The organism is Pseudomonas oryzihabitans, assembly GCF_014522265.1.
Lineage (GTDB): Bacteria > Pseudomonadota > Gammaproteobacteria > Pseudomonadales > Pseudomonadaceae > Chryseomonas > Chryseomonas aestiva.
The window spans coordinates 610,714-634,660 of sequence record NZ_CP017024.1 but is presented as its reverse complement, the minus strand read 5'-3'; the positions used below and the strand labels follow the sequence as shown (position 1 = coordinate 634,660).

At 63.0% G+C, this 23,947-nt stretch carries 20 protein-coding genes and 1 pseudogene; 10 read left to right on the top strand and 11 right to left on the bottom strand.

The genetic code is table 11. The annotated features are described in order from the left end of the window. Nucleotides 1-20 precede the first annotated feature (20 nt). Together cgtA and proB are read left to right on the top strand one after the other, a co-directional pair. Nucleotides 21-1,232, top strand: a complete 1,212-nt coding sequence (cgtA, locus tag BGI51_RS02950) for an Obg family GTPase CgtA (protein ID WP_133861314.1) — start codon at nt 21-23, stop codon at nt 1,230-1,232. A gap of 15 nt (nt 1,233-1,247) precedes the next feature. Next, nucleotides 1,248-2,366, top strand: a complete 1,119-nt coding sequence (gene proB, locus BGI51_RS02945) for a glutamate 5-kinase (protein ID WP_017640856.1) — start codon at nt 1,248-1,250, stop codon at nt 2,364-2,366. A 95-nt stretch (nt 2,367-2,461) separates the two neighbouring features. Here the strand turns inward: proB and rpsT are convergent, their stop codons facing one another. Then, a complete protein-coding gene (rpsT, locus tag BGI51_RS02940; protein WP_007160795.1) occupies nt 2,462-2,740 on the bottom strand; it encodes a 30S ribosomal protein S20 in 279 nt (92 codons plus the stop codon). A gap of 243 nt (nt 2,741-2,983) precedes the next feature. Between rpsT and murJ the strand changes: the two are divergent. The 6 genes and pseudogenes from murJ to ispH all read left to right on the top strand — a co-directional run bounded on the left by murJ (nt 2,984) and on the right by ispH (nt 10,298). Continuing rightward, a pseudogene (gene murJ, locus BGI51_RS02935) lies at nt 2,984-4,521 on the top strand (murein biosynthesis integral membrane protein MurJ). A 79-nt stretch (nt 4,522-4,600) separates the two neighbouring features. Then, on the top strand, nt 4,601-5,548 hold the full coding sequence (ribF, locus tag BGI51_RS02930) for a bifunctional riboflavin kinase/FAD synthetase (protein ID WP_133861312.1): 948 nt from the start codon (nt 4,601-4,603) through the stop codon (nt 5,546-5,548). A 1-nt stretch (nt 5,549) separates the two neighbouring features. Then, complete coding sequence (gene ileS, locus BGI51_RS02925) at nt 5,550-8,384, top strand: isoleucine--tRNA ligase (protein ID WP_187980261.1); 2,835 nt, start codon at nt 5,550-5,552, stop codon at nt 8,382-8,384. After that, entirely contained in the window at nt 8,377-8,880 is a 504-nt protein-coding gene (gene lspA / locus BGI51_RS02920) for a signal peptidase II (protein ID WP_133861310.1), read from the top strand. The genes ileS and lspA overlap by 8 nt, the downstream gene beginning before the upstream one ends. Continuing rightward, nucleotides 8,873-9,319: an FKBP-type peptidyl-prolyl cis-trans isomerase gene (locus tag BGI51_RS02915; RefSeq protein ID WP_187980260.1), complete on the top strand. Its 447-nt coding sequence runs from the start codon at nt 8,873-8,875 to the stop codon at nt 9,317-9,319. The genes lspA and BGI51_RS02915 overlap by 8 nt, the downstream gene beginning before the upstream one ends. 34 nt (nt 9,320-9,353) lie before the next feature. Continuing rightward, entirely contained in the window at nt 9,354-10,298 is a 945-nt protein-coding gene (ispH, locus tag BGI51_RS02910; protein ID WP_187980259.1) for a 4-hydroxy-3-methylbut-2-enyl diphosphate reductase, read from the top strand. Nucleotides 10,299-10,313: 15 nt separating this feature from the next. Here ispH and BGI51_RS02905 read toward each other — a convergent pair whose 3' ends face one another. From BGI51_RS02905 to BGI51_RS02875, 7 genes are all read right to left on the bottom strand, one after another. Next, a complete protein-coding gene (locus BGI51_RS02905; RefSeq protein WP_187980258.1) occupies nt 10,314-10,772 on the bottom strand; it encodes a type IV pilin protein in 459 nt (152 codons plus the stop codon). Between the two features lie 2 nt (nt 10,773-10,774). Next, nucleotides 10,775-14,647, bottom strand: a complete 3,873-nt coding sequence (locus tag BGI51_RS02900) for a pilus assembly protein (protein ID WP_187980257.1) — start codon at nt 14,645-14,647, stop codon at nt 10,775-10,777. Nucleotides 14,648-14,661: 14 nt separating this feature from the next. Continuing rightward, on the bottom strand, nt 14,662-15,147 hold the full coding sequence (locus BGI51_RS02895; RefSeq protein WP_187980256.1) for a pilus assembly PilX family protein: 486 nt from the start codon (nt 15,145-15,147) through the stop codon (nt 14,662-14,664). Beyond that, a complete protein-coding gene (locus BGI51_RS02890; RefSeq protein ID WP_187980255.1) occupies nt 15,144-16,241 on the bottom strand; it encodes a PilW family protein in 1,098 nt (365 codons plus the stop codon). Before BGI51_RS02890 ends, BGI51_RS02895 begins: the two co-directional genes overlap by 4 nt. Next, nucleotides 16,238-16,741 carry a type IV pilus modification protein PilV gene (pilV, locus tag BGI51_RS02885; protein WP_187980254.1) on the bottom strand — a complete coding sequence of 168 codons (504 nt, stop codon included), beginning with the start codon at nt 16,739-16,741 and terminating at the stop codon, nt 16,238-16,240. Before pilV ends, BGI51_RS02890 begins: the two co-directional genes overlap by 4 nt. Then, a complete protein-coding gene (locus tag BGI51_RS02880) occupies nt 16,738-17,247 on the bottom strand; it encodes a GspH/FimT family pseudopilin (RefSeq protein WP_252977199.1) in 510 nt (169 codons plus the stop codon). Before BGI51_RS02880 ends, pilV begins: the two co-directional genes overlap by 4 nt. A gap of 63 nt (nt 17,248-17,310) precedes the next feature. Further along, nucleotides 17,311-17,835 (bottom strand): GspH/FimT family pseudopilin, encoded by a 525-nt coding sequence (locus BGI51_RS02875; RefSeq protein ID WP_187980253.1) that lies wholly within the window; start codon nt 17,833-17,835, stop codon nt 17,311-17,313. A gap of 95 nt (nt 17,836-17,930) precedes the next feature. Here BGI51_RS02875 and thiO point away from each other — a divergent pair, with 95 nt between their 5' ends. Next, nucleotides 17,931-19,034 carry a glycine oxidase ThiO gene (gene thiO / locus BGI51_RS02870; RefSeq protein WP_187980252.1) on the top strand — a complete coding sequence of 368 codons (1,104 nt, stop codon included), beginning with the start codon at nt 17,931-17,933 and terminating at the stop codon, nt 19,032-19,034. Here the strand turns inward: thiO and BGI51_RS02865 are convergent, their stop codons facing one another. The 3 genes from BGI51_RS02865 to BGI51_RS02855 are packed head-to-tail and all read right to left on the bottom strand — an operon-like array spanning nt 19,035 to nt 22,184. Beyond that, a complete protein-coding gene (locus BGI51_RS02865; protein WP_187980251.1) occupies nt 19,035-20,375 on the bottom strand; it encodes a sigma-54-dependent transcriptional regulator in 1,341 nt (446 codons plus the stop codon). It abuts the gene before it with no gap. Nucleotides 20,376-20,377: 2 nt separating this feature from the next. Continuing rightward, nucleotides 20,378-21,952, bottom strand: coding sequence for a sensor histidine kinase (locus tag BGI51_RS02860; protein WP_187980250.1), 1,575 nt, complete (start codon nt 21,950-21,952; stop codon nt 20,378-20,380). Continuing rightward, nucleotides 21,936-22,184, bottom strand: coding sequence for a PP0621 family protein (locus tag BGI51_RS02855; protein WP_187980249.1), 249 nt, complete (start codon nt 22,182-22,184; stop codon nt 21,936-21,938). Before BGI51_RS02855 ends, BGI51_RS02860 begins: the two co-directional genes overlap by 17 nt. A 131-nt stretch (nt 22,185-22,315) precedes the next feature. Between BGI51_RS02855 and BGI51_RS02850 the strand changes: the two genes are divergently transcribed. Next, nucleotides 22,316-23,938 (top strand): NAD+ synthase, encoded by a 1,623-nt coding sequence (locus tag BGI51_RS02850; protein ID WP_187980248.1) that lies wholly within the window; start codon nt 22,316-22,318, stop codon nt 23,936-23,938. Nucleotides 23,939-23,947 lie beyond the last annotated feature (9 nt).

Genomic DNA, 23,947 nt, shown 5'->3' with positions numbered 1-23,947 from the left:
CGCGAGCGCGGGAGGTCCAGATGAAATTCGTCGATGAAGTATCCATACACGTAAAAGCGGGTGACGGCGGCAACGGCATGATGAGTTTCCGCCGGGAGAAATTCATCGAGAAGGGTGGCCCCAATGGCGGTGACGGCGGCGATGGCGGGTCGATCTGGCTTGAAGCCGACATCAACCTGAACACCCTGGTCGATTACCGTTACACCCGACGTTTCACCGCGCAGAACGGTGAAAAGGGCGGGAGCACCGAGTGCACCGGCGCCAAGGGTGAAGACCTGGTGCTGCCGGTACCCGTGGGCACCACGGTGATCGATGCGGCGACCCAGGAGATCATCGGCGACCTGACCCAGCCCGGTCAGCGCATCCGTGTGGTCCAGGGCGGCTGGCACGGCCTCGGCAATACCCGTTTCAAGTCCAGCACCAACCGTGCGCCGCGGCAGACCACGCCCGGCAAGCCCGGCGAAGAGCGTGATCTCAAGCTGGAGCTCAAGGTGCTGGCGGACATCGGCCTGCTCGGCCTGCCCAATGCCGGCAAGAGCACCTTCATCCGTGCGGTGTCGGCTGCCAAGCCCAAGGTGGCGGACTATCCCTTCACCACCCTGGTGCCGAACCTGGGTGTGGTCAGCGTGGGGCGCTTCAAGAGCTTCGTGGTCGCCGACATTCCGGGGCTGATCGAGGGTGCCTCCGAAGGCGCCGGTCTGGGGATCCGTTTCCTCAAGCACCTGGCGCGAACCCGCCTGCTGCTGCACCTTGTCGACATGGCACCGCTGGATGAGAGCGATCCGGCCGAGGCTGCCGAGACCATCATCAACGAGCTCACCAAGTTCAGCCCGGCGCTCGGCGAACGTGACCGCTGGCTGGTGCTGAACAAGGCCGACCAATTGCTCGACGACGAGCGCGAAGAGCGCCTCAAGGCGGTGGTCGAGCACCTGGACTGGCAGGGTCCGGTCTTTGTCATCTCCGCGCTTGAGCGCGAAGGGACCGAGCAGCTCTGTCAGGCGATCATGCAGTATCTCGACGAGCGCACCCTGCGCCTTGCCGAGGATCCGGCCTATGCCGAAGCGCTGGAAGAACTCGATCAGCGCATCGAGGACGAGGCGCGGGCACGGCTGCAGGCGCTGGATGACCAGCGTGCCCTGCGTCGTTCCGGGGTCAAGGCGGTGGACGATGCCGATGACGACTTCGATGACGAAGACGACGGCGACGGTCCGGAAATCTTCTACGTACGGTAAGAAAGGAGCTTGCCCATGCGTGATCAGGTGTCTGGCGCCCAGCGCTGGGTGGTAAAGATCGGCAGTGCCCTGCTGACCGACGACGGTCGTTGTCTGGACGGTGGGGCCATGGCCGGTTGGGTCGAGCAGATGGTGGCTCTGCACCAGGCGGGCATCGAGCTGGTACTGGTGTCCTCGGGTGCGGTGGCGGCTGGCATGAGCCGGCTCGGCTGGGCGCAGCGCCCGACCGCCATCAACGAGTTGCAGGCGGCCGCGGCGGTAGGGCAGATGGGGTTGGTGCAGGCCTGGGAATCCAGCTTTGCCGAGCACCAGGTACAGACCGCGCAGATCCTGCTGACCCATGACGACCTGTCCGATCGCAAGCGCTATCTCAACGCCCGCAGTACCTTGCGGACGCTGGTGAGCCTGGGCGTGGTGCCGGTGATCAACGAAAACGATACCGTCGTGACCGACGAGATTCGTTTTGGCGACAACGACACCCTGGCGGCCCTGGTGGCCAACCTGGTCGAGGCTGATCTGCTGGTCATCCTTACCGATCGCGATGGCATGTTCGACGCCGATCCGCGCAACAACCCCGACGCCAGTCTTATCAGCGAGGCGCGTGCCGACGATCCGGCCCTGGATCTGGTCGCTGGCGGTACCGGTGGTGCCCTGGGGCGTGGCGGCATGCAGACCAAGCTGCGTGCTGCCCGTCTGGCGGCGCGTTCCGGTGCCTATACCGTCATCGTCGGCGGGCGTATCCAGCAGGTGCTCAGTCGCCTGCAGCAGGGCGAGCAGCTGGGGACCCTGTTGTCACCCGAGCGCGGCCTGGTGGCGGCGCGCAAGCAGTGGCTGGCCGGGCATCTGCAGGTGCGCGGCACCCTGCGCCTGGATGCGGGCGCGGTGCAGGCCCTGGTGGGCGGTCATCGCAGTCTGTTGCCGGTGGGGGTGCGGGAGCTGGAAGGCAGCTTCCGGCGTGGCGAGATGGTCGCCTGCGTCGGTCCGGATGGGCGCGAAGTGGCGCGTGGCCTGGTCAACTACAGTGCGACCGAAGCGCGGCGCATCCTGGGGCGGCCCTCGGATGCCATCGTCGTCGAGCTGGGCTACGTCTACGAGCCCGAACTGATCCACAGGGACAACCTGGTCCTGGTCTGACGATCGTCGAGCCTGGCGCTTCTCCGGAGGCGTTAGGCTCTTGAATCGCAGGCAATAAAAAACCGGCCTAGGCCGGTTTTTTGTTCGAACGCTTATCAGGCAGCGGCGGGGGTAGCCAGGGCCTTGATGTGAGCGTTCAGGCGGCTCTTGTGACGAGCGGCCTTGTTCTTGTCGATGATGCCCTTGTCGGCCATGCGGTCGATGACCGGAACGGCAGCAACGTAAGCGGACTTGGCTTTTTCCAGGTCCTTGGCTTCGATCGCCTTGACGACGTTCTTGATGTAGGTACGCACCATGGAGCGCAGGCTCGCATTGTGGCTGCGACGCTTCTCAGCCTGTTTGGCGCGTTTTTTGGCGGAGGGGGAGTTAGCCACCGTGGAGCTCCTTCGAAAAAGACTGTATTGGGTACAGAGCGAACTCTGTAGCAAGTACAGAGCTAAATTAAGGTCGCGAATCTTGACGTCCCTGGCGGCGGCTGTCAAGGCCGTCTGGATGGATATCCGGCTGGTCGCCGATGAAGGGCCTCGTTACACTCGATCGCTTGTGCCCATCGCACGACTGCGCTCGCGCGCTTCCTTCGTCACGTCCCGCTGCGTTCACCGAGTCCTCTCCCAGTCATGAATCTGCTCAAGTCCCTGGCCGCCGTCAGCTCCATGACCATGCTGTCCCGCGTGCTGGGTTTCGTGCGCGACACCATCGTCGCCCGCACCTTTGGCGCCGGCATGGCCACCGATGCCTTCTTCGTCGCCTTCAAGCTGCCCAATCTCCTGCGCCGCATCTTCGCCGAGGGCGCCTTTTCCCAGGCCTTCGTACCCATCCTGGCCGAATACAAGGCCCAGCAGGGCGAGGAGGCCACCCGGACCTTCCTGGCCTATGTCAGCGGCCTGCTGACCCTGGTGCTGGCGGTGGTCACGGTGCTGGGCATGCTGGCCGCGCCCCTGGTGATCTGGATCACCGCGCCGGGCTTTGCCGATACCCCGGAGAAATTCGCCCTCACGTCCAGCCTGCTGCGGGTGACCTTTCCCTACATCCTGCTGATCTCCCTGGCCTCCCTGGCCGGCGCCGTGCTCAATACCTGGAACAGATTCAACGTACCGGCCTTCGTGCCGACCCTGCTCAACATCAGCATGATCATCTTCGCGCTGTTCCTGACGCCCTATTTCGATCCGCCGATCATGGCGCTGGCCTGGGCGACCCTGGTGGGTGGCCTGGCCCAGTTCCTCTATCAGCTGCCACACCTCAAGCGCATCGGCATGCTGGTGCTGCCGCGGCTGAATCTGCGCGACACCGGTGTCTGGCGGGTCATGAAGCAGATGGGGCCGGCGATCCTCGGGTCTCGGTCAGTCAGATCTCGCTGATCATCAACACCATCTTCGCCTCCTTCCTGGCGGCCGGCTCGGTGTCCTGGATGTACTACGCCGATCGCCTGATGGAGTTGCCTTCGGGAGTGCTCGGCGTGGCGCTCGGGACCATCCTGCTGCCGGCGCTGTCGCGCACCTACGCCAAGGCTGATCGCCAGGAGTATTCGCGACTGCTCGACTGGGGGCTGCGACTCTGCTTCCTGCTGGTGCTGCCCTGTTCCGCGGCCCTGGCGCTGCTGTCCGAGCCGCTGACCGTCTCGCTGTTCCAGTACGGTCGCTTCGATGCCCATGACGCCCTGATGACCCAGCGGGCGCTGGTCGCCTATGCCGTGGGACTGCTCGGCATCATCCTGGTCAAGGTGCTGGCGCCGGGCTTCTATGCCCAGCAGAACATCAAGACGCCGGTAAAGATCGCCATCTTCACCCTGGCGGTGACCCAGGTGCTCAACCTGATCCTGATCGGGCCGCTGCAGCACGTCGGCCTGGCCCTGGCCATAGGTCTGGCGGCCTGTCTCAACGCCGGCCTTTTATTCTGGCAGTTGCGCCGCCATAACCTGTTCATCCCCCAACCGGGCTGGACGGGCTTCCTGCTCCGGCTGCTGATCGCGGTGGCGGTGATGACCGCCGTCCTGTTCGGTCTGATGCAGCTGTTGCCCAGCTGGAGCGAAGGACTGATGTGGCAGCGCCTGCTGCGTCTGGGCGGCCTGGTCGCGGCGGGGGTGCTGGCCTATTTCGCCAGTCTCTTCCTGCTCGGCTTCCGCGTGCGCGACTTCAATCGGCGCGCGGTGCTGTGATTGCACAAGGCCGGGTGTGCGCCTGTCCTCGCGGCGGGCATCCGGATATAATCGATTAATTTCTGAGCAATCCCTATCCATGCAGCTGTTTCGCGGTCTCCATCATCTCGACGCCTTTCCCAAGGGCTGCGTTGCCACCATTGGCAACTTCGACGGGGTTCACCTGGGGCACCAGGCCATCCTCGCGCGGCTGCGTGAGCGAGCGGCGGAGCTCGGGGTGCCCAGTTGCGTGGTGATCTTCGAACCGCAGCCCCGCGAATTCTTCCTGCCCGACATCGCGCCGGTGCGCCTGACCCGCCTGCGCGAGAAGCTGGAATGCTTCGCGCGCCTGGGCGTCGACAACGTGCTCTGCCTGAATTTCAATCGGCGGCTGCGCGAGTTGTCCGCCGAGGCCTTCGTTCAGCAGGTGCTGGTGGACGGCCTGGGGGTGAAGCACCTGGAGATCGGCGACGACTTCCGCTTCGGCTGCGACCGCGCCGGCGACTTCACCTACCTGAATCTGGCCGCCCGCGACCATGGCTTCACCCTGGAAGCCGCCACCACCGTCGAGCTGGACGGCCTGCGGGTGAGTAGCACCCTGATCCGCCAGGCTCTGGCCGACGGCGATCTGGCCCTGGCCGCGCGCATGCTGGGACGCCCCTACAGCCTTTCGGGGCGGGTATTGCACGGCCAGAAGCTGGCGCGTCAGCTGGGTTGGCCCACGGCCAACGTTCAGCTCAAGCGGCGCCGACCGCCGCTGCGCGGCGTCTATCTGGTCAGCAGCCTGATCGATGGGCAGGTGGTACCCGGTGTGGCCAACATTGGCCAGCGACCGACGGTGCAGGGCGATGGCCGTCCGCATCTGGAAATCCATCTGCTGGACTTTTCCGGCGACCTCTATGGTCGCCACCTCAGCGTGACCTTCGTGCAGAAGGTCCGCGACGAACAGAAATTCGCCTCTCTGGAGGCCCTCAAGGCGGCGATCGAAGCGGACGTCGCCACGGCCCGCGCCTACTGGCAGGGGCAACCGTCAACGAGCCTGGACTGACATGACCGATTACAAAGCGACGCTCAACCTGCCGGAAACGGCATTCCCGATGAAAGCCGGCCTGCCGCAGCGCGAGCCGGAAGCGCTCAAGCGCTGGCAGGACATCGACCTGTACGGGAAGCTGCGCGCCATCGGCAAGGGCCGTCCGACCTTCATCCTGCATGACGGTCCGCCCTATGCCAACGGCAGCATCCACATCGGTCATGCGCTGAACAAGATCCTCAAGGACATCATCACCCGCTCCAAGACCCTGGCCGGCTTCGATGCCCCCTATGTGCCGGGCTGGGACTGCCATGGCCTGCCCATCGAGCACAAGGTGGAAACCACCTTCGGCAAGAATCAGCCGGCGGACCTGACCCGCGAGCGCTGCCGCGCCTATGCCAGCGAGCAGATCGAAGAGCAGAAGGCCGGCTTCGTCCGCCTGGGCGTGCTGGGTGACTGGAGCAATCCCTACCTGACCATGAACTTCGCCAACGAGGCCGGCGAGATCCGCGCGCTGGGCGAACTGGTCCAGAAGGGCTTCGTCTTCAAGGGCCTGAAGCCGGTCAATTTCTGCTTCGACTGCGGCTCGGCCCTGGCCGAGGCCGAGGTGGAGTACCAGGACAAGCGCTCCGACGCCATCGACGTGGCCTTCCCGATCGCCGATGCCGACAAGCTGGCAGCCGCCTTCGGCCTCGGCGCGCTGGCCAAGCCGACCGCCATCGTCATCTGGACCACCACCCCCTGGACCATCCCGGCCAACCAGGCGCTCAACGTGCATCCCGAATTCACCTATGCGCTGGTGGATGTCGGCGACCGCCTGCTGCTGCTGGCCGAGGAGCTGGTGGAAAGCTGCCTGGCGCGCTACGGCCTGCAGGGCGAGGTGATCGCCACCGCCCCGGGTACCGCCCTGGAGCTGATCAACTTCCGCCACCCGCTGTACGAGCGGCTGTCGCCCATCTACCTGGCCGAGTACGTCGAGCTGGGCGCCGGGACCGGTGTGGTGCACTGTTCGCCCGCCTATGGCGAGGACGACTTCCGCATCTGCAAGCAATACGGCCTGAGCAACGACGACATCCTCAATCCGGTGCAGAGCAATGGCGTCTACGCCGAGTCGCTGCCGCTGTTTGGTGGCCAGTTCATCTGGAAGGCCAATCCGGCCATCGTCGCCACGCTGCAAGAGGCGGGCGCGCTGCTCAAGCACGAAGCGATCAATCACAGCTACATGCACTGCTGGCGCCACAAGACCCCGCTGATCTATCGCGCCACTGCCCAGTGGTTCGTCGGCATGGACAAGCAGCCCAACGAAGGCGCCACCCTGCGCGAGCGCTCCCTGGCGGCCATCGAGCAGACCCAGTTCGTCCCGGCCTGGGGCCAGGCGCGGCTGCACGGCATGATCGCCGGCCGTCCCGACTGGTGCATCTCGCGCCAGCGCAACTGGGGTGTGCCGATTCCCTTCTTCACTCACAAGGAAAGCGGCGAGCTGCATCCGCGCACCGTCGAATTGATGGAAGAGGTCGCCCAGCGCGTCGAGCGCGAGGGCATCGAAGCCTGGTTCAAGCTCGATCCCGCCGAACTGCTCGGCGAAGAAGCCGGTCAGTACGACAAGAGTCGCGACACCCTCGACGTCTGGTTCGATTCCGGCACCACCCACTGGCACGTGCTGCGTGGCTCCCATGCCGAGCTGGCCCATGACCAGGGTCCGGTAGCCGATCTCTACCTTGAGGGTTCCGACCAGCATCGCGGCTGGTTCCACTCCTCGCTGCTGACCGGTTGCGCCATCGACGGCCATGCCCCCTACAAGGAACTGCTGACCCACGGTTTCACCGTGGACGAACAGGGCCGCAAGCAGTCCAAGTCGCTGGGCAACGTGGTCGCTCCGCAAAAGGTCATCGACAGCCTGGGTGCCGACATCCTGCGTCTCTGGGTCGCCTCGACCGACTACACCGGCGAGATGGCCGTCTCCGACCAAATCCTGCAGCGCAGCGCCGACTCCTATCGTCGCATCCGCAACACCGCGCGCTTCCTGCTCTCCAACCTGTCCGGCTTCGATCCGGCGGTCAATAGTGTCGCCCCCGAGGACATGATCGACCTGGATCGCTGGGCCGTGGATCGCGCCCTGCTGCTGCAGCAGGAAATCGAGCAGGCCTACGCCGAGTACCGCTTCCTCAACGTCTACCAGAAGGTGCACAACTTCTGCGTGCAGGAGCTGGGCGGCTTCTACCTCGACATCATCAAGGACCGCCAGTACACCACCGGCGCCGACAGCCTGCCGCGGCGTTCCTGCCAGACCGCGCTGTATCTCATCGCCGAAGCCTTGGTGCGCTGGATCGCGCCCATCCTGTCCTTTACCGCCGACGAGATCTGGCAGTACCTGCCGGGCGAGCGTGAAGAGTCGGTGATGCTGACCACCTGGTACGACGGCCTCTTCGCCCTGCCCGAGGGCGCGACCCTGGATCGCGCCTACTGGGATCAGGTGATGGCGGTCAAGGCCGCGGTCAACAAGGAGCTGGAGAACCAGCGCGCCGCCAAGACCCTGGGTGGCAGCCTGCAGGCGGAGATCACCCTCTACGCCGACAGCGCCCTGCAGACCGTACTGGAGGCCCTGGGCAACGAACTCAGATTCGTGCTGATCTCGTCCCAGGCCGCTGTCCAGCCGCTGGAAAAGGCCCCGGAAGGCGCCGTGACCAGCGAACTGAGTGGACTCAAGCTGGTGGTGCGCAAGTCCGAGGCCCCCAAGTGCGCCCGTTGCTGGCATCACAGCCACAGCGTCGGCCAGGATGCCGCACACCCGGAGATCTGCGAGCGTTGCGTGACCAACGTCTACGGCGCAGGCGAGGTACGTGAGCATGCGTGACGCCCAGCGTTTCGGTGCCTTGCCCTGGTTGGCCCTGAGTGTGCTGGTGATCCTGCTGGATCAGCTGACCAAGCTTTACTTCCAGGCCAACCTGTCGCTTTACCAGCAGGTGCCGGTGATTCCGGACATCCTCAGCTGGACCCTGGCCTACAACCCGGGCGCTGCCTTCAGCTTCCTGGCCGATCACTCCGGCTGGCAGCGCTGGTTCTTCGCCGGCATCGCGGCGGTGGTGAGCGTGGTCCTGGTGGTCTGGCTCAAGCGCCTGCGCAACGACACCTGGACCGCCATCGCCCTGGCCCTGATCCTTGGTGGCGCCCTGGGCAATCTCTATGACCGCCTGGTGCTGGGCCACGTCATCGACTTCATCCTGGTGCACTGGCGCCAGGAGTGGTACTACCCGGCTTTCAACCTGGCCGACAGCGCCATCACCGTCGGTGCCGTGATGCTGGCCCTGGACATGTTCCGCAAGAAGAAGCCCGAGGAAGCCCATGGCTGAAATCACCATCGGCCCGGATACCCGGGTCACCCTGCATTTCGCCATCAAGCTGCAGAACGGCGACGTGGTGGACAGCACCTTCGACAAGGCGCCGGCCACCTTCACCGTTGGCGACGGCAATCTGCTGCCCGGTTTCGAGCAGGCGTTGTTCGGCCTGGAAGCCGGTACCAAGACCAGCCTGACCATTCCACCGGAGCGCGGCTTCGGCCAGCCCAACGACGGCAACCTGCAGACCATGGCCCGGGACGACTTCAGTGACATGGAGCTGTCGCCCGGTCTGCTGATCATCTTCGGCGACGCCGCCGGTGGCGAGATGCCTGGCGTGGTCAAGAGCTACGACGACGAGCAGGTGATCATCGACTTCAACCACCCGCTGGCCGGCCGTGTGCTGACCTTCGACGTGGACATCCTGGCCATCGAGCCTGCCGTCTCCCACTGATCTACCGCCGCCCGTGAAGCGGGCAGAGGAGCCTATGCAGATCAAGCTCGCCAATCCCCGCGGCTTCTGCGCCGGCGTGGACCGCGCCATCGACATCGTCGATCGGGCGCTGGACGTTTTCGGTCCGCCCATCTATGTGCGTCACGAAGTGGTGCACAATAAGTTCGTGGTCGACAACCTGCGCGCCCGGGGCGCCGTCTTCGTCGAAGACGTGGCCGACGTACCGGACGATGTCATTCTCATCTTCAGCGCCCATGGCGTCTCCCAGGCCGTGCGCCGCGAGGCCGCCGAGCGTGGCCTCAAGGTGTTCGACGCCACCTGCCCGCTGGTGACCAAGGTGCACATGGAAGTCGCGCGCTACAGCCGCGACGGCCAGGAGTGCATCCTCATTGGCCACGCCGGGCATCCGGAAGTGGAGGGCACCATGGGCCAGTACGACGACCGTGCCGGCGGTGCCATCTACCTGGTGGAGGACGAGGAGGACGTGGCAAGGCTCGAGGTGCGCAATCCCGAAGCCCTGTTCTATGTCTCCCAGACCACCCTGTCGATGGACGACACCCGCATTGTGATCGACGCCCTGCGCGCCAAGTTTCCCCACATCAACGGCCCGCGCAAGAACGACATCTGCTACGCCACCACCAACCGCCAGGACGCGGTAAAGACCCTGGCGCTGGAAAGCGACGTAGTGCTGGTAGTGGGCAGCCCCAGCAGCTCCAACTCCAACCGTCTGCGCGAACTAGCCGAACGTCTGGGCACTCCGGCCTACCTCATCGACGGCGCCGAAGACCTGCAGCAGAGCTGGTTCGAAGGCGTGCAGCGCATCGGCGTCACCGCCGGCGCCTCAGCCCCCGAGGTCCTGGTACGCGGCGTCATCGACCAGCTGCAGAGCTGGGGCGCCACCGGCGAGATCGAGCTGGAAGGCGAGCCGGAACACATCACCTTCACCCTGCCGCGAGAGCTCAGGGTAAAGGCGGTATAGGACGTCCCTGGCGCCCTAGCGGCGCCAGCAGTCGGCGGTAGTGGCGCCGGTGCCGCTTTGGCCCTTCAAGCCGGCATTGTCGAGCGTCAAGTTGCCGCAGCGATCGCCGGCCATGGGGCCGCTTGCACGAGGGGCCGCCTGAAGGGTGTAGCCAGTAGCCGTCACCGCACTCAGGCTCAAATCATAAACGGGCCGCCCTCCATCCTTGGGAGCGGTAGTGAACGGCAGGGTGGGTGCCGTACCGGCCGCATCTGTGGTGTAGCGTCCCAGGCGGGTGTAGTTTCGTTCCATAAACTGTGCCAACTCCATGAGTGAGGCCTGGGCATCAGCTCTGTTAGCCCTGCGTATGTGCTCCTGATACGACGGATAGGCGATGGCGGCCAGGATGCCGACGATGGCCACCACGATCATAAGTTCAATGAGCGTGAAGCCAGTCTGTCTGGGTAGATGTGGCCACTTATTGGATGCAGGCATAATCAGTTCCTGATTTCTCGCCAAGAGACTCGCCCTGATGTCCTCGTTCCTTTAGGAATAACAAGACGGTTGCCTTGGCTGTCATAAAGCACGTCTGTAGATGAAGGAGTACCATCCGCCAAGGTATCCCTATTCAATATGGTAGGTGTTTTGAGAATACCGCCATTGATATCTATCATGCCGGAGTCAGGTATGTTTCCTCCGAGCAAGGTGTCGTTGTCGCTATCGTTCAGTTGATTGTCTTGGTTCAGGTCGAAATAGGTGTATTTCAGCGAACCGCCATTTAACGGATTGATTGCCATGGTCCAGCTGGTGCCGCCGCCGGTGCACGGGTCGCTTGAAGGCGTCAGTGTCGTGAATACCAATGCACCACCGTGCAGTCTACTCGACGAAACCACTCTTTCTCCGGTCAAAGTACCCGGCCCGCCATTTGCGCTCTTCCACACCAGGTCCAAGAACCAGCCGGCTTGGTTTGAGGTAAGGTCGAAGGTGCTGACACGACGTCCTTTTCTTGTGCCAACCGTTCGCTCGTTGAGGATCTTCTGCTCAAGCAGCTGACTTCTGGTAACCGTTTGGCCGCGATCAACGATCCCGTAGAAGGTTTCCATGCGCGGCGTACCAGTCAGGTTGTTGTCGCCTATCTGAAAGTAGCTACCGGTCCCGAACAGGATGATGGCTTTGCCATCGGTATTCAGGGCCGCGCTGAGAGGAGCGGTGATGGGTTGTCTGGCAGCGTTACTAGCGTTGCCGGCAGTCGCAATGAACATAGGGGCACTAGGCGTTTGCCAGGCCGTGCTATCCGTGCTGGAAACGTCGAAACGCCACAGATTCCCGGCCGTATCTCCTACATAGAAATAGTCAGTGATGCGATCATTATTCAGATCTATCGCCAGCGGCTCGCCCAGGCCGCCCGTGGTGGTAAGGGTAAAGGTCTTGAGTACATCGCCATTGCTGGCATCAAGAATCCATACCTTGCCTGAAGTCACGGCGTTATCGCTAAAGCCGCTGGTGACGATGACGCCGAATTTGCCATTGGGTAGGGCGACGATGGCCGGCTTTTGAATGGGATAGCGCATGTCTGGAGAGGAAAACTCCCAGAGCGCTGCTTGATTCGTCATAGCTCCAGGATTCGTGACATCCAAGGCAAAGACTCCATTGCCACCGGCCCCTGTGGTGCCTACGATCAGAGTATGCCAACTGTTGCCGAAGTAGACGTCAGAAGTCGCTGGAGAGCCATCCACGAAGTATCTATGACTGTAGTTGCTTTGGGTCAGCCGGTAGAGGTTGCCCATCACTGCTTGAGGCACATAGGCAAAAAGTTCGGTTCCACCCGAGCTGGTAAGGCTGGCATCAAAGCCATGCAACATGCCATCGTTGGCGCCGACGACGATCAAAGGTGTGCGGTTCTTATAGGCTGTGCCTTGGCGGAAAGCGATGTATTGATCGCCGCCAAGGGCGCTAGGCAGCAGGTTATAGCCGTAGTCTGGCTGACCTACATACAGCGGGTCGGAATTGACGATATCGCCTAGGCGACTAGCACGCTTACGCAAGGGATTGGAGGCGGCGGTTTCCTCGCTGCGGTTGCCCTGCAGATAGGCCAATCGACGTTTGCCCTCATCCTCACTGGCTTGACTGCCGTCGGTATTGCGACGTAGCGCGGTCTGCCCCTCCGCTTTGATGCCATCCCAGTCGAAGTTCTGGCGATCCGTCGATACCAGGTTGGTACCCGTAAAAGGCCCCATGGTGAATATCTTGCGCGTAGACCAGGACTGGGCATCCAGCTTGGCCGCAGCGCTCCAGAGGCTGGTGGCAGACAGGGTGCCGTCGGTATTGAAGGTCTTTGCAATCAGATCCCCGCTCCAGTAACGGGCACTGAAGTTCGCTTGGTAGAAAGCTGTGCCGGTTTCCAGAGAGCCACTGTTGGCGCCCAGAGAGGTGCTGGTGTTACTGGTTTCGCTAGCGATTTTAGCAAAGGCGTTCTTCAGACTGGTAGTCATGGCTTGAGCGTCGCTGGCCACGAAGAAGTTGTCCGGACGTTTGTCTCCTGTCGGCAGGGTTTCGCCGTTGGTTGTCCAAAGGTTTTCGGTGATGCTGGCCTGAGTGGTCGTGGTTGCATAGGGTTGAAAATTACTGGGTACTACGAAGCCACCATATTTGGCTGCAAGCCAATATTGGTTCTGACTTTTTCCAGCGAGCGTCTGGTTTTCCCGAACGTCCATCCAGTAGGTGGATATCGTTTGATTGCCGGCCAGATCCGAGCGCTGATCTTGGGTATGGGCATCGTAGGCAAGGCCGGCGATATAGGCCGAGTTTCCACGGCCGGTAAAGGGCGTGTTGATGGTGATGTTTTCCAGCGAGGCAACTTTCTGGGTGGCGGTTTGTACATTCACCGTGGTGTCTGCTGTCACCTCGGGGGGCTTAGCGGGTTCGCCACCTGAGGAAGTGTCGCCTCCTGGGAGATTCTTGTCTTGCCAGGTATTGGTATCACCGATACCGAGAATCACGTTTTTCTGGCAAGAGTAGGTGATGGGGTCTTGCCAGCTGGTAACAACTGGGAAGCCATCGGCTTGAGCATAACGATTGGTCGCGTTCCCGGTGAGATTGCTATAAGAGGCCACGTTGCCTTGATTCTTGAAATAGCGGATGGCTGTGTAATAGAGCTCGCTGACCGGATCTAAACTTTTCAAATTTCGATAGTTTTTCTGGGCGTCATAGGGCATTGAGCCGAATTTATTCAGGTAATTGATGACGCCACTGTTGGTGATGCCTGTAGTGCCCGGTGTGTCGCTGGCTTCGGTAGGTGAAGGATTGATACTTTGAACACCAGTGGTCGCGTCCCACTCCGTCCTGGAGTTGCTGCTCTGGTCAGGATTTACCGGGCCGATGAATGCCTGGTTGGCTCTGAGTACGCCGCCATCGCGAAGCTGATCGGAATCGTTGAGATAACTGAATACTGAGTAGCGTAGTCGATCTGAATACTGTTGTAGCAAGCCTTCGGGCTTGTAGTTGGTGTCCGAGTAACGCTTACAGTTAGTTTCAATGCCTACCGCCGGATTACAGACCCGTACCTGAACGCGCACGCGATAGACGCTGTTGGTATAAAGGGCAATACCTCCGGGGTAGTAGTCTCTGCGAAGATTGTTGCCATCCCATTGACGCGTATTGCTTGGGTCCAGATCAACCCAGACCTCAGACCAGTTGTTGCCATAACCATAGTTCGCGGAACCGCCGCCGCCAATACGGTCGTTCCAGTTGGAAAACAGCATGTCGAAACCCTGACCTTCCAACCGAACGTAGAGGTTGTCCCAAGTGGCTGCGAAAGGCGTTGCGCCGGCGATTTCGGACGGAGGTATAACCCCTTGATCAGTGTTAAGGCGATTGCCAGCGCTGTTCTGCCCGTCATGTCGGGCTTTTTGAAGCACCGTAAGGGTTGCGGTATCCCTGACGCGAGCACCACCTGTCAGGGCGCTGCGAAACGGATCGATGGTAGGTGTCGCGGCCCAGTTGAGAAAGTTACCGCTCCACTGCTTGGCGCCCGTGCATTTACGGCCGGTAGCGGCGCTTTGAGGCTGAAACCAACTGTTATCCAAGTTGGTACCACCTTGACCGGTTGCATTCGCGTAACTGTATACGTAGCACTTATTGGAGTCGAAATAGCCGCTGTAGGTGTTGGCTGAGCTATAGCTGCCAAGGTTGGCTACGGAAAGTACCGTCGGCCACTCTACTGACGGTACCAGCGCGAGACTACCGGGTATGTCACCACCGGTTACCAGAGGCGATTGCGAAACGGTCGCCTGGGCTAATGGCGCTATGGCGAGACAAGCCAGCAGGCCAGAAGTGCTAAGGCGGCTGAAAGGTGCAGTAGATCGGCGCATGGAAATCTCCGGGCCTAACGCCTGATGTAAAGGGTACTGATTTCTACGCTGGAACTGGCTGCAGAGCTGGCGGACTGACCGTTGCTAGAGAGGGACAAGTCTTGAGCTGCACCCTGACCCTTGCTAAGGATACGGACGACGCTGGTCGTGATGGGTTTGCTGCTACCTATATCCCCTCCAGCAGTTCGCAGGGTGACCCCGGGCAGCGGCACGATGCTGTAGATGGTCGACTGCAGTTCTGGCGGAGTGATCGTTACGGACCGTGGCACCATCATGTTCTGCAGCGTAGCGAGACTGGCGTTCATTACCCACGTCTCGGCGACTCGTTGGCCCATCTCGGCAGCCTGGAAGGCTCGGCTTTCGTCACGCAGATTTCCGGCCATGCGCTCCTCAAGGGTCGTGCCACGCATGCTGCCAAGGGCTAGCAAGGTCAAGAGCAGTAGCATCACCAGGGTGACGATCAGTATCGCGCCGCGCTGTGCCGAGGGAAGCTGATTCATGGCAGGTGATTTCGGATGCTGACGGTAAGAGTGAAGACCTGGCCAATGCGGCCATCGGCGATGGTTAGTGGATCGACACCCTGGACCGGAGGATCATTGAAGACCACCTGTTGATTGGGCGTGACGGCATTGCGCTCGCGACTCACGGCTAGCAGGCGGATGCGTGCCGAGACTACGCTTTGCCAATCTGTAATATCGCTAGCGTCTTTATAGATACCGGTACCCGAGGTGCTGAGGCTGCCATTAGTGGTTGCTGTGGCATAACGGATCTGGAGCCGCTGGATACCACTGACCAGTTCTTCCGCTGGTTGATTGAGGCCGTCGTAGACCCTGCGCCAGAGTGAAGGGACACCGGTATCAGGATTGTTCTGCAGGTAATACACCACGCTTTGATAAAGCAACAGCTGAGCCATGTCACTACTAGTGCTGGGACTGGTGCTGCTACTGGTGTTCTTGGCGATGGTGGTGCCGTAGTCGTGTGGGGCGAAGGTCCTGCCATTGGGTAGGGATACACGATTGTCGTTGACCGCGCTCTGATTGGCGAACAGATGGCAGCTCAATGGGTCGCTGATGACCAGCAGACGATTCTGAGGTAGGCCGGCGGAGGTCGAGATCTGGGTTGCCGTGGCGCCAGTCAGCAAGACACCGGCAGGTGTCACCGCATGTGCAAGAAAGACTACATCGGTGTCAGGCGTGCGTGCATCGAAGGTTGGCTTGAACCAAGGGGGCGTTCTGTTCGGGGCTTGGTTATTGACATCACTCGTGTTACTCCAGCCCTGTATACCCGTAGTCAAGACATAGCGGATATCGTCCGTGCCATCCTCCTGTTGGGTGAGGGTGGTCGGCAGCAAACTGGTGAGAGCTGTCAGGCATCCCCCTCGATAACCCGCGTTCCGCAGGTCGAAGGACAGAAATTCCAAGGCGAAGCGTCCTGACTCCTGCACTTGCGACAGCGCCGAATTGGTCTGGTAGGTACGTTTGGAGGATAGGAACAGCTGCAGTACGCCGCCCATCAATAGCAGCCCAAGTAGCAGGGCTATCATCAACTCTATGATGGAAAGGCCGCCTTGCCGCTTGGCTGAGATGGGCCTCATAGCTGCGTCCTGTAGGTGAAGAGCTCGAAGCTGCTGTTGCTAGTGGCAGGGCTGCTGCAACTGTCGCTTGTCGGCGCCACCGCCTGAGCCGATTTGATGGCAGCGCGGCGATCATTCCAGCAGATGGTGACGATGACTGCGTTGCTGTTATCCAGGCTAAGGCTGCCTGTGCCTTGGGGAAGGCTAAGAGCCAAGGCATTTAGCCAGCCATTTACGTCTTGCTGGGCCGCTGAACCCGAAAGCGCGTTGTCGCTTTTTGAGGTCGGAAAACTCACTGAATAGCTGCTCCGGTTGGCCAGCGCTGCAACTCGATTCGCGCGCATGCGATCCACGATGTCATTGGCCAGAATGGTGGCCTGGGAACGATAGTAGGCGCCCTGGTTGCTCTGCACGCTCACTGTCTGCAAACCGGCCAGACCCAGCAAGCCGATAGCCAGGATGAGCATGGCGACCAATACCTCGATCAGGGTGGCGCCCTTTTGCCATCCGTACCCGCTCATGGGCAGCCACCTGCGTTGACCGTGGCATTACCGGTTGCGCTGATCTGGATGGTACGGCTGCACGTGGGCGCCGTAGTAATCGTAAATGTTGCCTGAGCGCCACTGAGGCCATTGCTTTGATAGGTAATGCCTGTGCTAGGACCCGTGAGAGTGCCACCACTGATAGGTTCCCAGGTTCGTAACACGATGGTGCCTTGCATCAGGCGCCAGCCGGATGACCAGTCCGCGCCGTCTACGCAAACGTTGCTACCTGCGGTGCTGCGACAGAGCACGACATTGGTCCGCCGCTTTAGAGCTTCGGACCGCGCGAGTTGCAGGGTGCCCAGCAACTCGTTGCTTAACACAGCCGCACGATTGCTTTGCAGTATTCGGGTAAAGGATGGCGCAGCAATGCTGATCACGATCGCCAGAATGGCGATCGCTACCATGGTTTCGATCAGGGTAAAGCCGTACTGGGTACGCATCGTCTTTTTCGCCAGGCTGTAAGGCCAAGCATGGGGGATCATGCGTGGCTGGGCCAGCGTACGGCGGATATCCGGTCAAAACGGCAAGGTATTTGGTCAGTGCTTTCAGGCACAGCGATCAGTGGTACGAAGATTCGTCACTTCGATCCGTCCGGCCTTGTTCAGGACCAGTCGTGCGCGCGGCTCGGTGCCCTGGCAGAGGATGAAGCTGCCGTTCAGGGCGTTGGTCACACCGCTGTTCAAAAACGTCAGATGAGGTAGCGTACGGAAATTGTTCCAGCGCCAGTGCAGGCCGTCGGGGAGCTGACTGGTCAGCAGGGTGGGCTCCTCGGCTGACTGAAGGCCGTCGCGATCCCAGTCGCGGAAGACCCGCGTGGTGACCGACCAGAGATTCGAGCTGTCGCAGTCGCCTGCCGGTGCATGACAGATGGACACGCTGCCAGAACCGTTGATGGCAGCCGCCCGGGCGAAGTTGACCGTCTCCCTGAGTTGTTGAATGGCGAGCTGCTGACGATTGCGCTGCAGCATTCCACCGAAGGCGGGAATGGCGAGGGAAGCGACGATGCTCAGCACGCTGAGGCAGATCAGGGATTCGAAGAGGCTGAAGCCTCGCGCGATGCGATAGGTCATGTTGACGTCCTTGTGGGTAGGCGGCCTTCCTGGCCGCGCTAGCCGTTTTGCGCCAAGACGGCGGAATAGTCAATTGCAGGATGTAGAGGTGTGACGTGAGCTTTGATGTAGCGGTGGTCGGGGCGGGTGCGCTAGGGCTGATGTCGGCCTATTGCCTGTCCTTGAGCGGTCGGCGGGTGGTGGTGGTCGAGCGTGGCGAGCCGGGGCGGGAGGCGTCCTGGGCTGGCGGCGGGATCGTTTCGCCGCTGTATCCCTGGCGTTATCAGCCGGCGGTGACGGCGCTGGCGCACTGGTCGCAGGATTTCTATCCGGTGCTGGGGGAACGGCTGCGGCAGGAAACGGGGGTGGACCCCGAGGTCGAGGTGACCGGGCTGTACTGGCTCGACCTTGAGGACGAAGCCGAGGCGCTGGACTGGGCGCGCCGCAATGTGCGACCGCTGGCGGCGGTGTCGGTCGCGGAGGTACGGCAGCGGGTCCCGGTGCTGGGGCCGGGCTATGAGCGAGCGGTCTTCATGGCGGGGGTGGCCAATGTGCGCAATCCCCGGCTGGTGCGCGCCCTGCGCGAAGCCCTGCTGCGCATGCCGAATGTGACGCTGGTGAGCGAGTCGCCGGTGACCGGCTTCCTGCGCCAGGGCGAGCGCGTGGTGGGCGTGCAGACCGCGCGCGAGGCCATCCATGCCGAGTCCGTGGTGGTGTGCGCGGGTGCCTGGAGCGGGGAATTGCTGCAGACCCTGGGGATGGCGGTGCCGGTGCGGCCGGTGAAGGGGCAGATGCTGCTGTATCGCCAGCCGGTGGGCTTTCTGACCAGCATGGTGCTGGCCAAGGGGCGCTACGCCATACCACGACGTGATGGTCATATCCTCATCGGCAGCACCCTGGAGCATGCCGAGTTCGACAAGACCCCAACTGCCGAGGCGCTGACCAGTCTGCAGGCGTCGGCTGCCGAGTTGCTGCCGGCGCTGGCCGACCAGGCGCCGGTGGCGCACTGGGCGGGACTGCGGCCGGGATCGCCGGATGGCGTGCCCTTCATCGGGCCGGTGCCGGAGCTGCCCGGGCTGTGGCTCAACTGCGGGCACTATCGCAACGGCCTGGTGCTGGCGCCGGCGTCCTGCCAGTTGTTGACCGATCTGCTCACCGAACGCACGCCGATCATCGATCCGGCGCCCTATGCGCCAGGCGCGCGGCTGGCGGCGGGCTGATCAGTCGATGCCGAGCTTCTTCAGTCGGTAGCGCATCGACCGGAAGGAGAGGCCCAGGCGCTCTGCGGCGGCGGTGCGATTCCAGCGGGTCTCTTCGAGCGCCTGCATGATCAGCTGGCGCTCGATGGACTCCAGGTGGTCTTCCAGATTGGCGATGTTGGCCAGGCTGGCTTCGCCGGTGGCGGTGGCCGCTGGCGCATCGGCCAGGCGCAGATCGGCCGGGCGGATGACGTCGCCTTCGCAGAGGGTGTAGGCCCGCTCCAGCATGTTTTCCAGTTCCCGCACGTTGCCGGGGAATCTGTAGCTCTTGAGCTTGGCCAGGGCATCGTCGCCCAGCGTGGCCGCGGCCAGACCGGAATCGCGTGCCAGACGTTCGAGCATGTGGCTGGCCAAGGCGCCGATGTCTTCGCGACGTTCGCGCAGAGCCGGCACCTGCAGTTCGATGACGTTGAGGCGGTAGTAGAGATCCTGGCGGAAGGTCCCGGCGGCGACCTCGGCGGCGAGATCCCGGTGGGTGGCGCTGAGAATGCGCACGTCCAGGCTGATCTCCTGCTGGCTGCCTACCGGGCGCACGGCCTTTTCCTGGATGGCGCGCAGGAGCTTGACCTGCATCGGCAGTGGCAGGTCGGCCACCTCGTCGAGAAACAGGGTGCCGCCCTGGGCGGCCTGGAACAGGCCCTGCTTGTCTTCGATGGCGCCGGTGAAGCTGCCCTTGCGATGGCCGAAGAATTCGCTTTCCACCAGTTCCGAAGGGATGGCGCCGCAGTTGACCGGGACGAAGGGGCGGCCCGCGCGCGGGCCCTGCTCATGGATCAGTCGTGCCACCCGCTCCTTGCCGCTGCCCGATTCCCCGCTGATATAGACCGGCGCCTGGCTGCGCGCCAGCTTGGCGATCTGGCCCCGCAGGGCGCGCATGGGCGGCGATTCGCCAAGCAGCTGGGTTTCGCTGGCGCCGGTCACTGCCGGGGCAGGCCCGGACAGCCGCAGGGCGGTGCCCACCAGCTCGCGCAGGCGCGGCAGGTCGACCGGCTTGGTGAGGTAGTCGAACGCACCGGCCTTGAGGGCCTGGACCGCGGTTTCCAGACTGCCGAAGGCGGTGATCATGGCGACCGGCAATTGCGGAAAGCGTTGCTGGATGAACTGGATCAGATCCAGTCCCGAGCCGTCGGGCAGGCGCATGTCGGTCAGGCAGAGGTCGAAGCTTTCCCGTTCGAGGACGGCCCGGGCGTCGGCGATGTTCTTGGCGCTGGCGGTGTCGAGTTTCATCCGCCCCAGGGTGATCTCCAGGAGTTCGCGGATATCGGGTTCATCGTCGACAATCAGGACTTTCTGTCGGGCCATGCTCAGCTCATTGTGCGGGGATGGGCGAAGGTGATGCGAAAACAGCTGCCATTCGCCAAGGGATGATAGCCAAGTCTGGCCTGGTTGCTCTCGCAAAGCTCGCGGGAGATGTACAGGCCCAGCCCGGTCCCCTTGTTTTCGGTGGTGAAGAAGGGCTCGAACAGGTGGTCGAGCTGCTCGGCGGCGACGCCGGCTCCGTCGTCGACCACCTCGAGGATGGGCAGGTCGCTTTCCGGATCGCGGTAGGTGCTGAGCCAGACCTGGCCGATGCCATTCTTCTGGCAGCTGTAGCGCAGGCCGTTCTGCACCAGGTTGGTCAGGATCTGGCCCAGCTGGTGAGGATCCATGTGCGTCTGCAGGGTGCCAGGCTCGGTCTTGACGTGCAGCGTCTGGCCGGCGGGCAGGGTAGGGCGCAGCTCCCCGGCGAAACGGTGCGCCCAGTAGCGCAGGTCGATCAGCTGGGGGGCGGCCTGCTGGCGGCGTGACAGCTGCAGGACGTTTTCCACCACCCGGTTCATCCGCCGCGACTGGTCCTGGATGATCTGCGCCAGGCGCCGATCCGGCGTGGCCAGTTCTTCGGATTCCTGCAGCAGTTGCGCGGCGTGACTGATGGCGCCCAGCGGATTGCGGATCTCGTGGGCGATGCCGGCGGTGAGACGGCCGAGGGAGGCGAGCTTGAGTTGCTGGGCTTGCTGGGCGATGCGTGAGACGTCTTCGAGAAAGGTCAGCACCCGCTCACCCTCGCCCTGCTGCAGGCGGGCGAAGCTGGGTTGCAACAGGGGGCCGTTGGCATAGGCGCGCCAGGGCGCGGGCCGGATACTGGGATTGCGCTCCCATTCCTCGAGGCGCTGGGCGAGCCCCAGGGCCAGGGGAGCGATGGTGTCCTCGTCGTCCACCCCCAGCAGGCGGCGGGCTGCCGGATTCACCAGCAGCACCTGGTATTCGGCATCGAATACCAGGATACCGGTCCGCATGCGTTCGAGGATCAGCGCGTTGAGGGCTTCCAATTCGGCCACGGCGGTGGCGCGGGTTTCGGCCAGGGCCTGGCTGTCCAACAGGCGCCGGACCAGGCCTTGAACCAGCAGCGCCGTGGCGAAGCAGAGGGTGCCCAGGCCCGCTGCCTGCACATAGCCACTGCCACTGTCGCCGCGGCGCAGGTCGAGATAGCCGGTCGCCAGCAGCAGGGCGATGGCGGCCAGGGCGGCGATCAGCAGGCCGCGGCGGCCACGGATCAGGACGTTGGACACCCCGACGGTCACCACCAGCAGACTGCCCATGCCGCTGGCGATGCCGCCGGCCAGGAAGAACAGGCCGCCCAGGGCGAGGATGTCGATCAGCGCCAGGGTAAAGGCGCGGCCACGCAACAACCGCTGGCCGACCGCCAGCACGGCGTTGATGGCGAGGTAGGCCCAGCTGGCCTGGCGGAACAGCTGGCCGTCGACGGTGCGCAGCCAGTGCTGATCCAGGTCGCTGGAAATCAGCACCACCAGCGCCAGGCCGATGACGATGCGATAGAGATGATAGAGCCGCAGGACCGCGTCGGCTCTCAGGGTGCCTGGATCAGTCGCGGCGCTCATGCTGCAACCGGCGGTGTTCGGCGCTGCAATACCAGCGCTGGCCTTCGCCATCGGCCAGGGCTCTTGCCTGGGGCACATGCACGCCGCAATGGGCACAGCGCACCATGGCATTGGGCGGCAGCGTGGGTGCCTTGGCGGGGGGCGTCTGCGTCTTGCCGCGCCACCAGCGTCTGATCATCCAGAACAGCGCGCCCAGGAGGACGAGCCACAACAGCAGGCGAAGCAGACCCATGGCGATCTCGCAGCGTGAAGGAGGGTGGAGTTTAGCAGGGCTGCCGCAGCCGGTGAGCCCTGCATGGCATCGATTGTCCCGCTTCGCTGCATGCGGGAAAATGCGCCGATCAATCGGGCAAGGAAGAGTGCATGAGTCAGCTGCTGAACGTCGTGATGGCGCAAGTGAACCTCAAGGTCGGCGACATCCACGGCAATGTGGATCGGATCATCGCCGCAGCCCGCGAGGCCCGGGATGACTTGCACGGCGATCTCATCGTCTTCCCGGAATTGTCGCTGTGCGGCTATCCCCCGGAGGACCTGCTGCTGCGCTCGAGCATGCAGCGCCGCATCGAGCAGGCCTTGCAGCGGATCCGCCAGGAGATTGCCGGTATCCATGTGCTGGTGGGTTTTCCCTGGCTGGAGGAAGGACGGCGCTACAACGCCTGCGCGGTCTATCGCGATGGCGCCGAGTTGGCCTTCTATCGCAAGCAGCAATTGCCCAACTACCGGGTGTTCGACGAGAAGCGCTATTTCGAGCCGGGCGACAGTGCCGCGGTGTTCGATTACCAGGGCGTGCCCATCGGCGTCACCATCTGCGAGGACATCTGGTTCGCCGAGCCCATGGCCAAGGCACGCGCGGCCGGGGCGCGGCTGATGCTCAACCTCAATGCATCACCCTTCCACGGCGGCAAGCAGTCCGAGCGCGAGGCGGTGGTGGGCGAACGTGCCCGCGAAGGCAACATGCCGGTGGTCTACGTCAACCAGGTGGGTGGTCAGGACGAACTGGTGTTCGACGGCCATTCCTTCGTGGTCGATGCCCGGGGGCAGGTCAGCCAGCGCGCGCCGGCCTTCTTCGAGGGGCTCTATCCGGTCATCTTCGATGAGGCTCTGCAACCGCAGCCGGCCGTGCTCACTCCCGTCGCCTCGCTGGAGGCCAGCGTCTATGACGCCCTGGTGCTCGGGGTGCGCGACTACGTGCGCAAGAACGGCTTCAAGGGCGTGGTACTGGGGCTGTCCGGAGGTATCGATTCGGCCCTGGTGCTGGCGGTCGCCGCGGATGCGCTGGGCGCGGAGCAGGTGGAGGCGGTGATGATGCCCTACCACTACACCGCCCAGATCAGCCTGGAAGACGCCGAAGCCGAGGCACGGAGCCTGGGGGTGCGCTACAGCGTGCTGCCCATCGCGTCCATGGTCGAGGCCTTCCAGGAGACCCTGGCCGGTGAATTCGCCGGGCTCGGACGGGATACCACCGAGGAAAATCTGCAGGCGCGTTGCCGCGGAACCCTGCTGATGGCCATTTCCAACAAGAAGGGCTATCTGGTGCTCACCACCGGCAACAAGAGCGAGATGGCCGTCGGTTACGCCACCCTCTATGGCGACATGGCCGGCGGCTTCGACGTGCTCAAGGATGTGCCCAAGACCCTGGTGTTCCGCCTCTGCGAGTACCGCAATCGAGATGGCGAGGTGATTCCGCAGCGGGTGATCGACCGCCCGCCGTCGGCCGAGCTGTCGCCCGACCAGAAGGACGAGGACTCGCTGCCGCCCTATCCGGTGCTCGACGAGATCCTGCGCCTGTATGTCGAGCAGGATCTCTCGGCGGTGGATATCGTCGCCGCCGGCTTCGACGAGGAAACGGTGCGCAGGGTGCTGCGCCTGGTGGATCTCAACGAATACAAGCGGCGCCAGGCGGCGGTGGGCGCCCGGGTCACCCAGCGCGGTTTCGGGCGTGACCGGCGCTACCCCATCACCTCGGGCTGGCGCATTGGCGACTAGGTCACCGGT

Excerpts from the sequence above, each read along its gene's own strand:
- BGI51_RS02895 (WP_187980256.1), bottom strand. The coding sequence starts at position 15,147 with ATGAATCAGCTTCCCTCGGCACAGCGCGGCGCGATACTGATCGTCACC.
- BGI51_RS02865 (WP_187980251.1), bottom strand. The coding sequence starts at position 20,375 with ATGGCCCGACAGAAAGTCCTGATTGTCGACGATGAACCCGATATCCGC.
- BGI51_RS02900 (WP_187980257.1), bottom strand. The coding sequence starts at position 14,647 with ATGCGCCGATCTACTGCACCTTTCAGCCGCCTTAGCACTTCTGGCCTG.
- lspA (WP_133861310.1), top strand. The coding sequence starts at position 8,377 with ATGCGTGACGCCCAGCGTTTCGGTGCCTTGCCCTGGTTGGCCCTGAGT.
- ileS (WP_187980261.1), top strand. The coding sequence starts at position 5,550 with ATGACCGATTACAAAGCGACGCTCAACCTGCCGGAAACGGCATTCCCG.
- BGI51_RS02855 (WP_187980249.1), bottom strand. The coding sequence starts at position 22,184 with ATGGGTCTGCTTCGCCTGCTGTTGTGGCTCGTCCTCCTGGGCGCGCTG.
- BGI51_RS02905 (WP_187980258.1), bottom strand. The coding sequence starts at position 10,772 with ATGCCTGCATCCAATAAGTGGCCACATCTACCCAGACAGACTGGCTTC.
- proB (WP_017640856.1), top strand. The coding sequence starts at position 1,248 with ATGCGTGATCAGGTGTCTGGCGCCCAGCGCTGGGTGGTAAAGATCGGC.
- BGI51_RS02850 (WP_187980248.1), top strand. The coding sequence starts at position 22,316 with ATGAGTCAGCTGCTGAACGTCGTGATGGCGCAAGTGAACCTCAAGGTC.
- BGI51_RS02875 (WP_187980253.1), bottom strand. The coding sequence starts at position 17,835 with ATGACCTATCGCATCGCGCGAGGCTTCAGCCTCTTCGAATCCCTGATC.
- BGI51_RS02860 (WP_187980250.1), bottom strand. The coding sequence starts at position 21,952 with ATGAGCGCCGCGACTGATCCAGGCACCCTGAGAGCCGACGCGGTCCTG.
- ribF (WP_133861312.1), top strand. The coding sequence starts at position 4,601 with ATGCAGCTGTTTCGCGGTCTCCATCATCTCGACGCCTTTCCCAAGGGC.
- ispH (WP_187980259.1), top strand. The coding sequence starts at position 9,354 with ATGCAGATCAAGCTCGCCAATCCCCGCGGCTTCTGCGCCGGCGTGGAC.
- BGI51_RS02915 (WP_187980260.1), top strand. The coding sequence starts at position 8,873 with ATGGCTGAAATCACCATCGGCCCGGATACCCGGGTCACCCTGCATTTC.
- BGI51_RS02880 (WP_252977199.1), bottom strand. The coding sequence starts at position 17,247 with ATGATCCCCCATGCTTGGCCTTACAGCCTGGCGAAAAAGACGATGCGT.
- BGI51_RS02890 (WP_187980255.1), bottom strand. The coding sequence starts at position 16,241 with ATGAGGCCCATCTCAGCCAAGCGGCAAGGCGGCCTTTCCATCATAGAG.
- cgtA (WP_133861314.1), top strand. The coding sequence starts at position 21 with ATGAAATTCGTCGATGAAGTATCCATACACGTAAAAGCGGGTGACGGC.
- pilV (WP_187980254.1), bottom strand. The coding sequence starts at position 16,741 with ATGAGCGGGTACGGATGGCAAAAGGGCGCCACCCTGATCGAGGTATTG.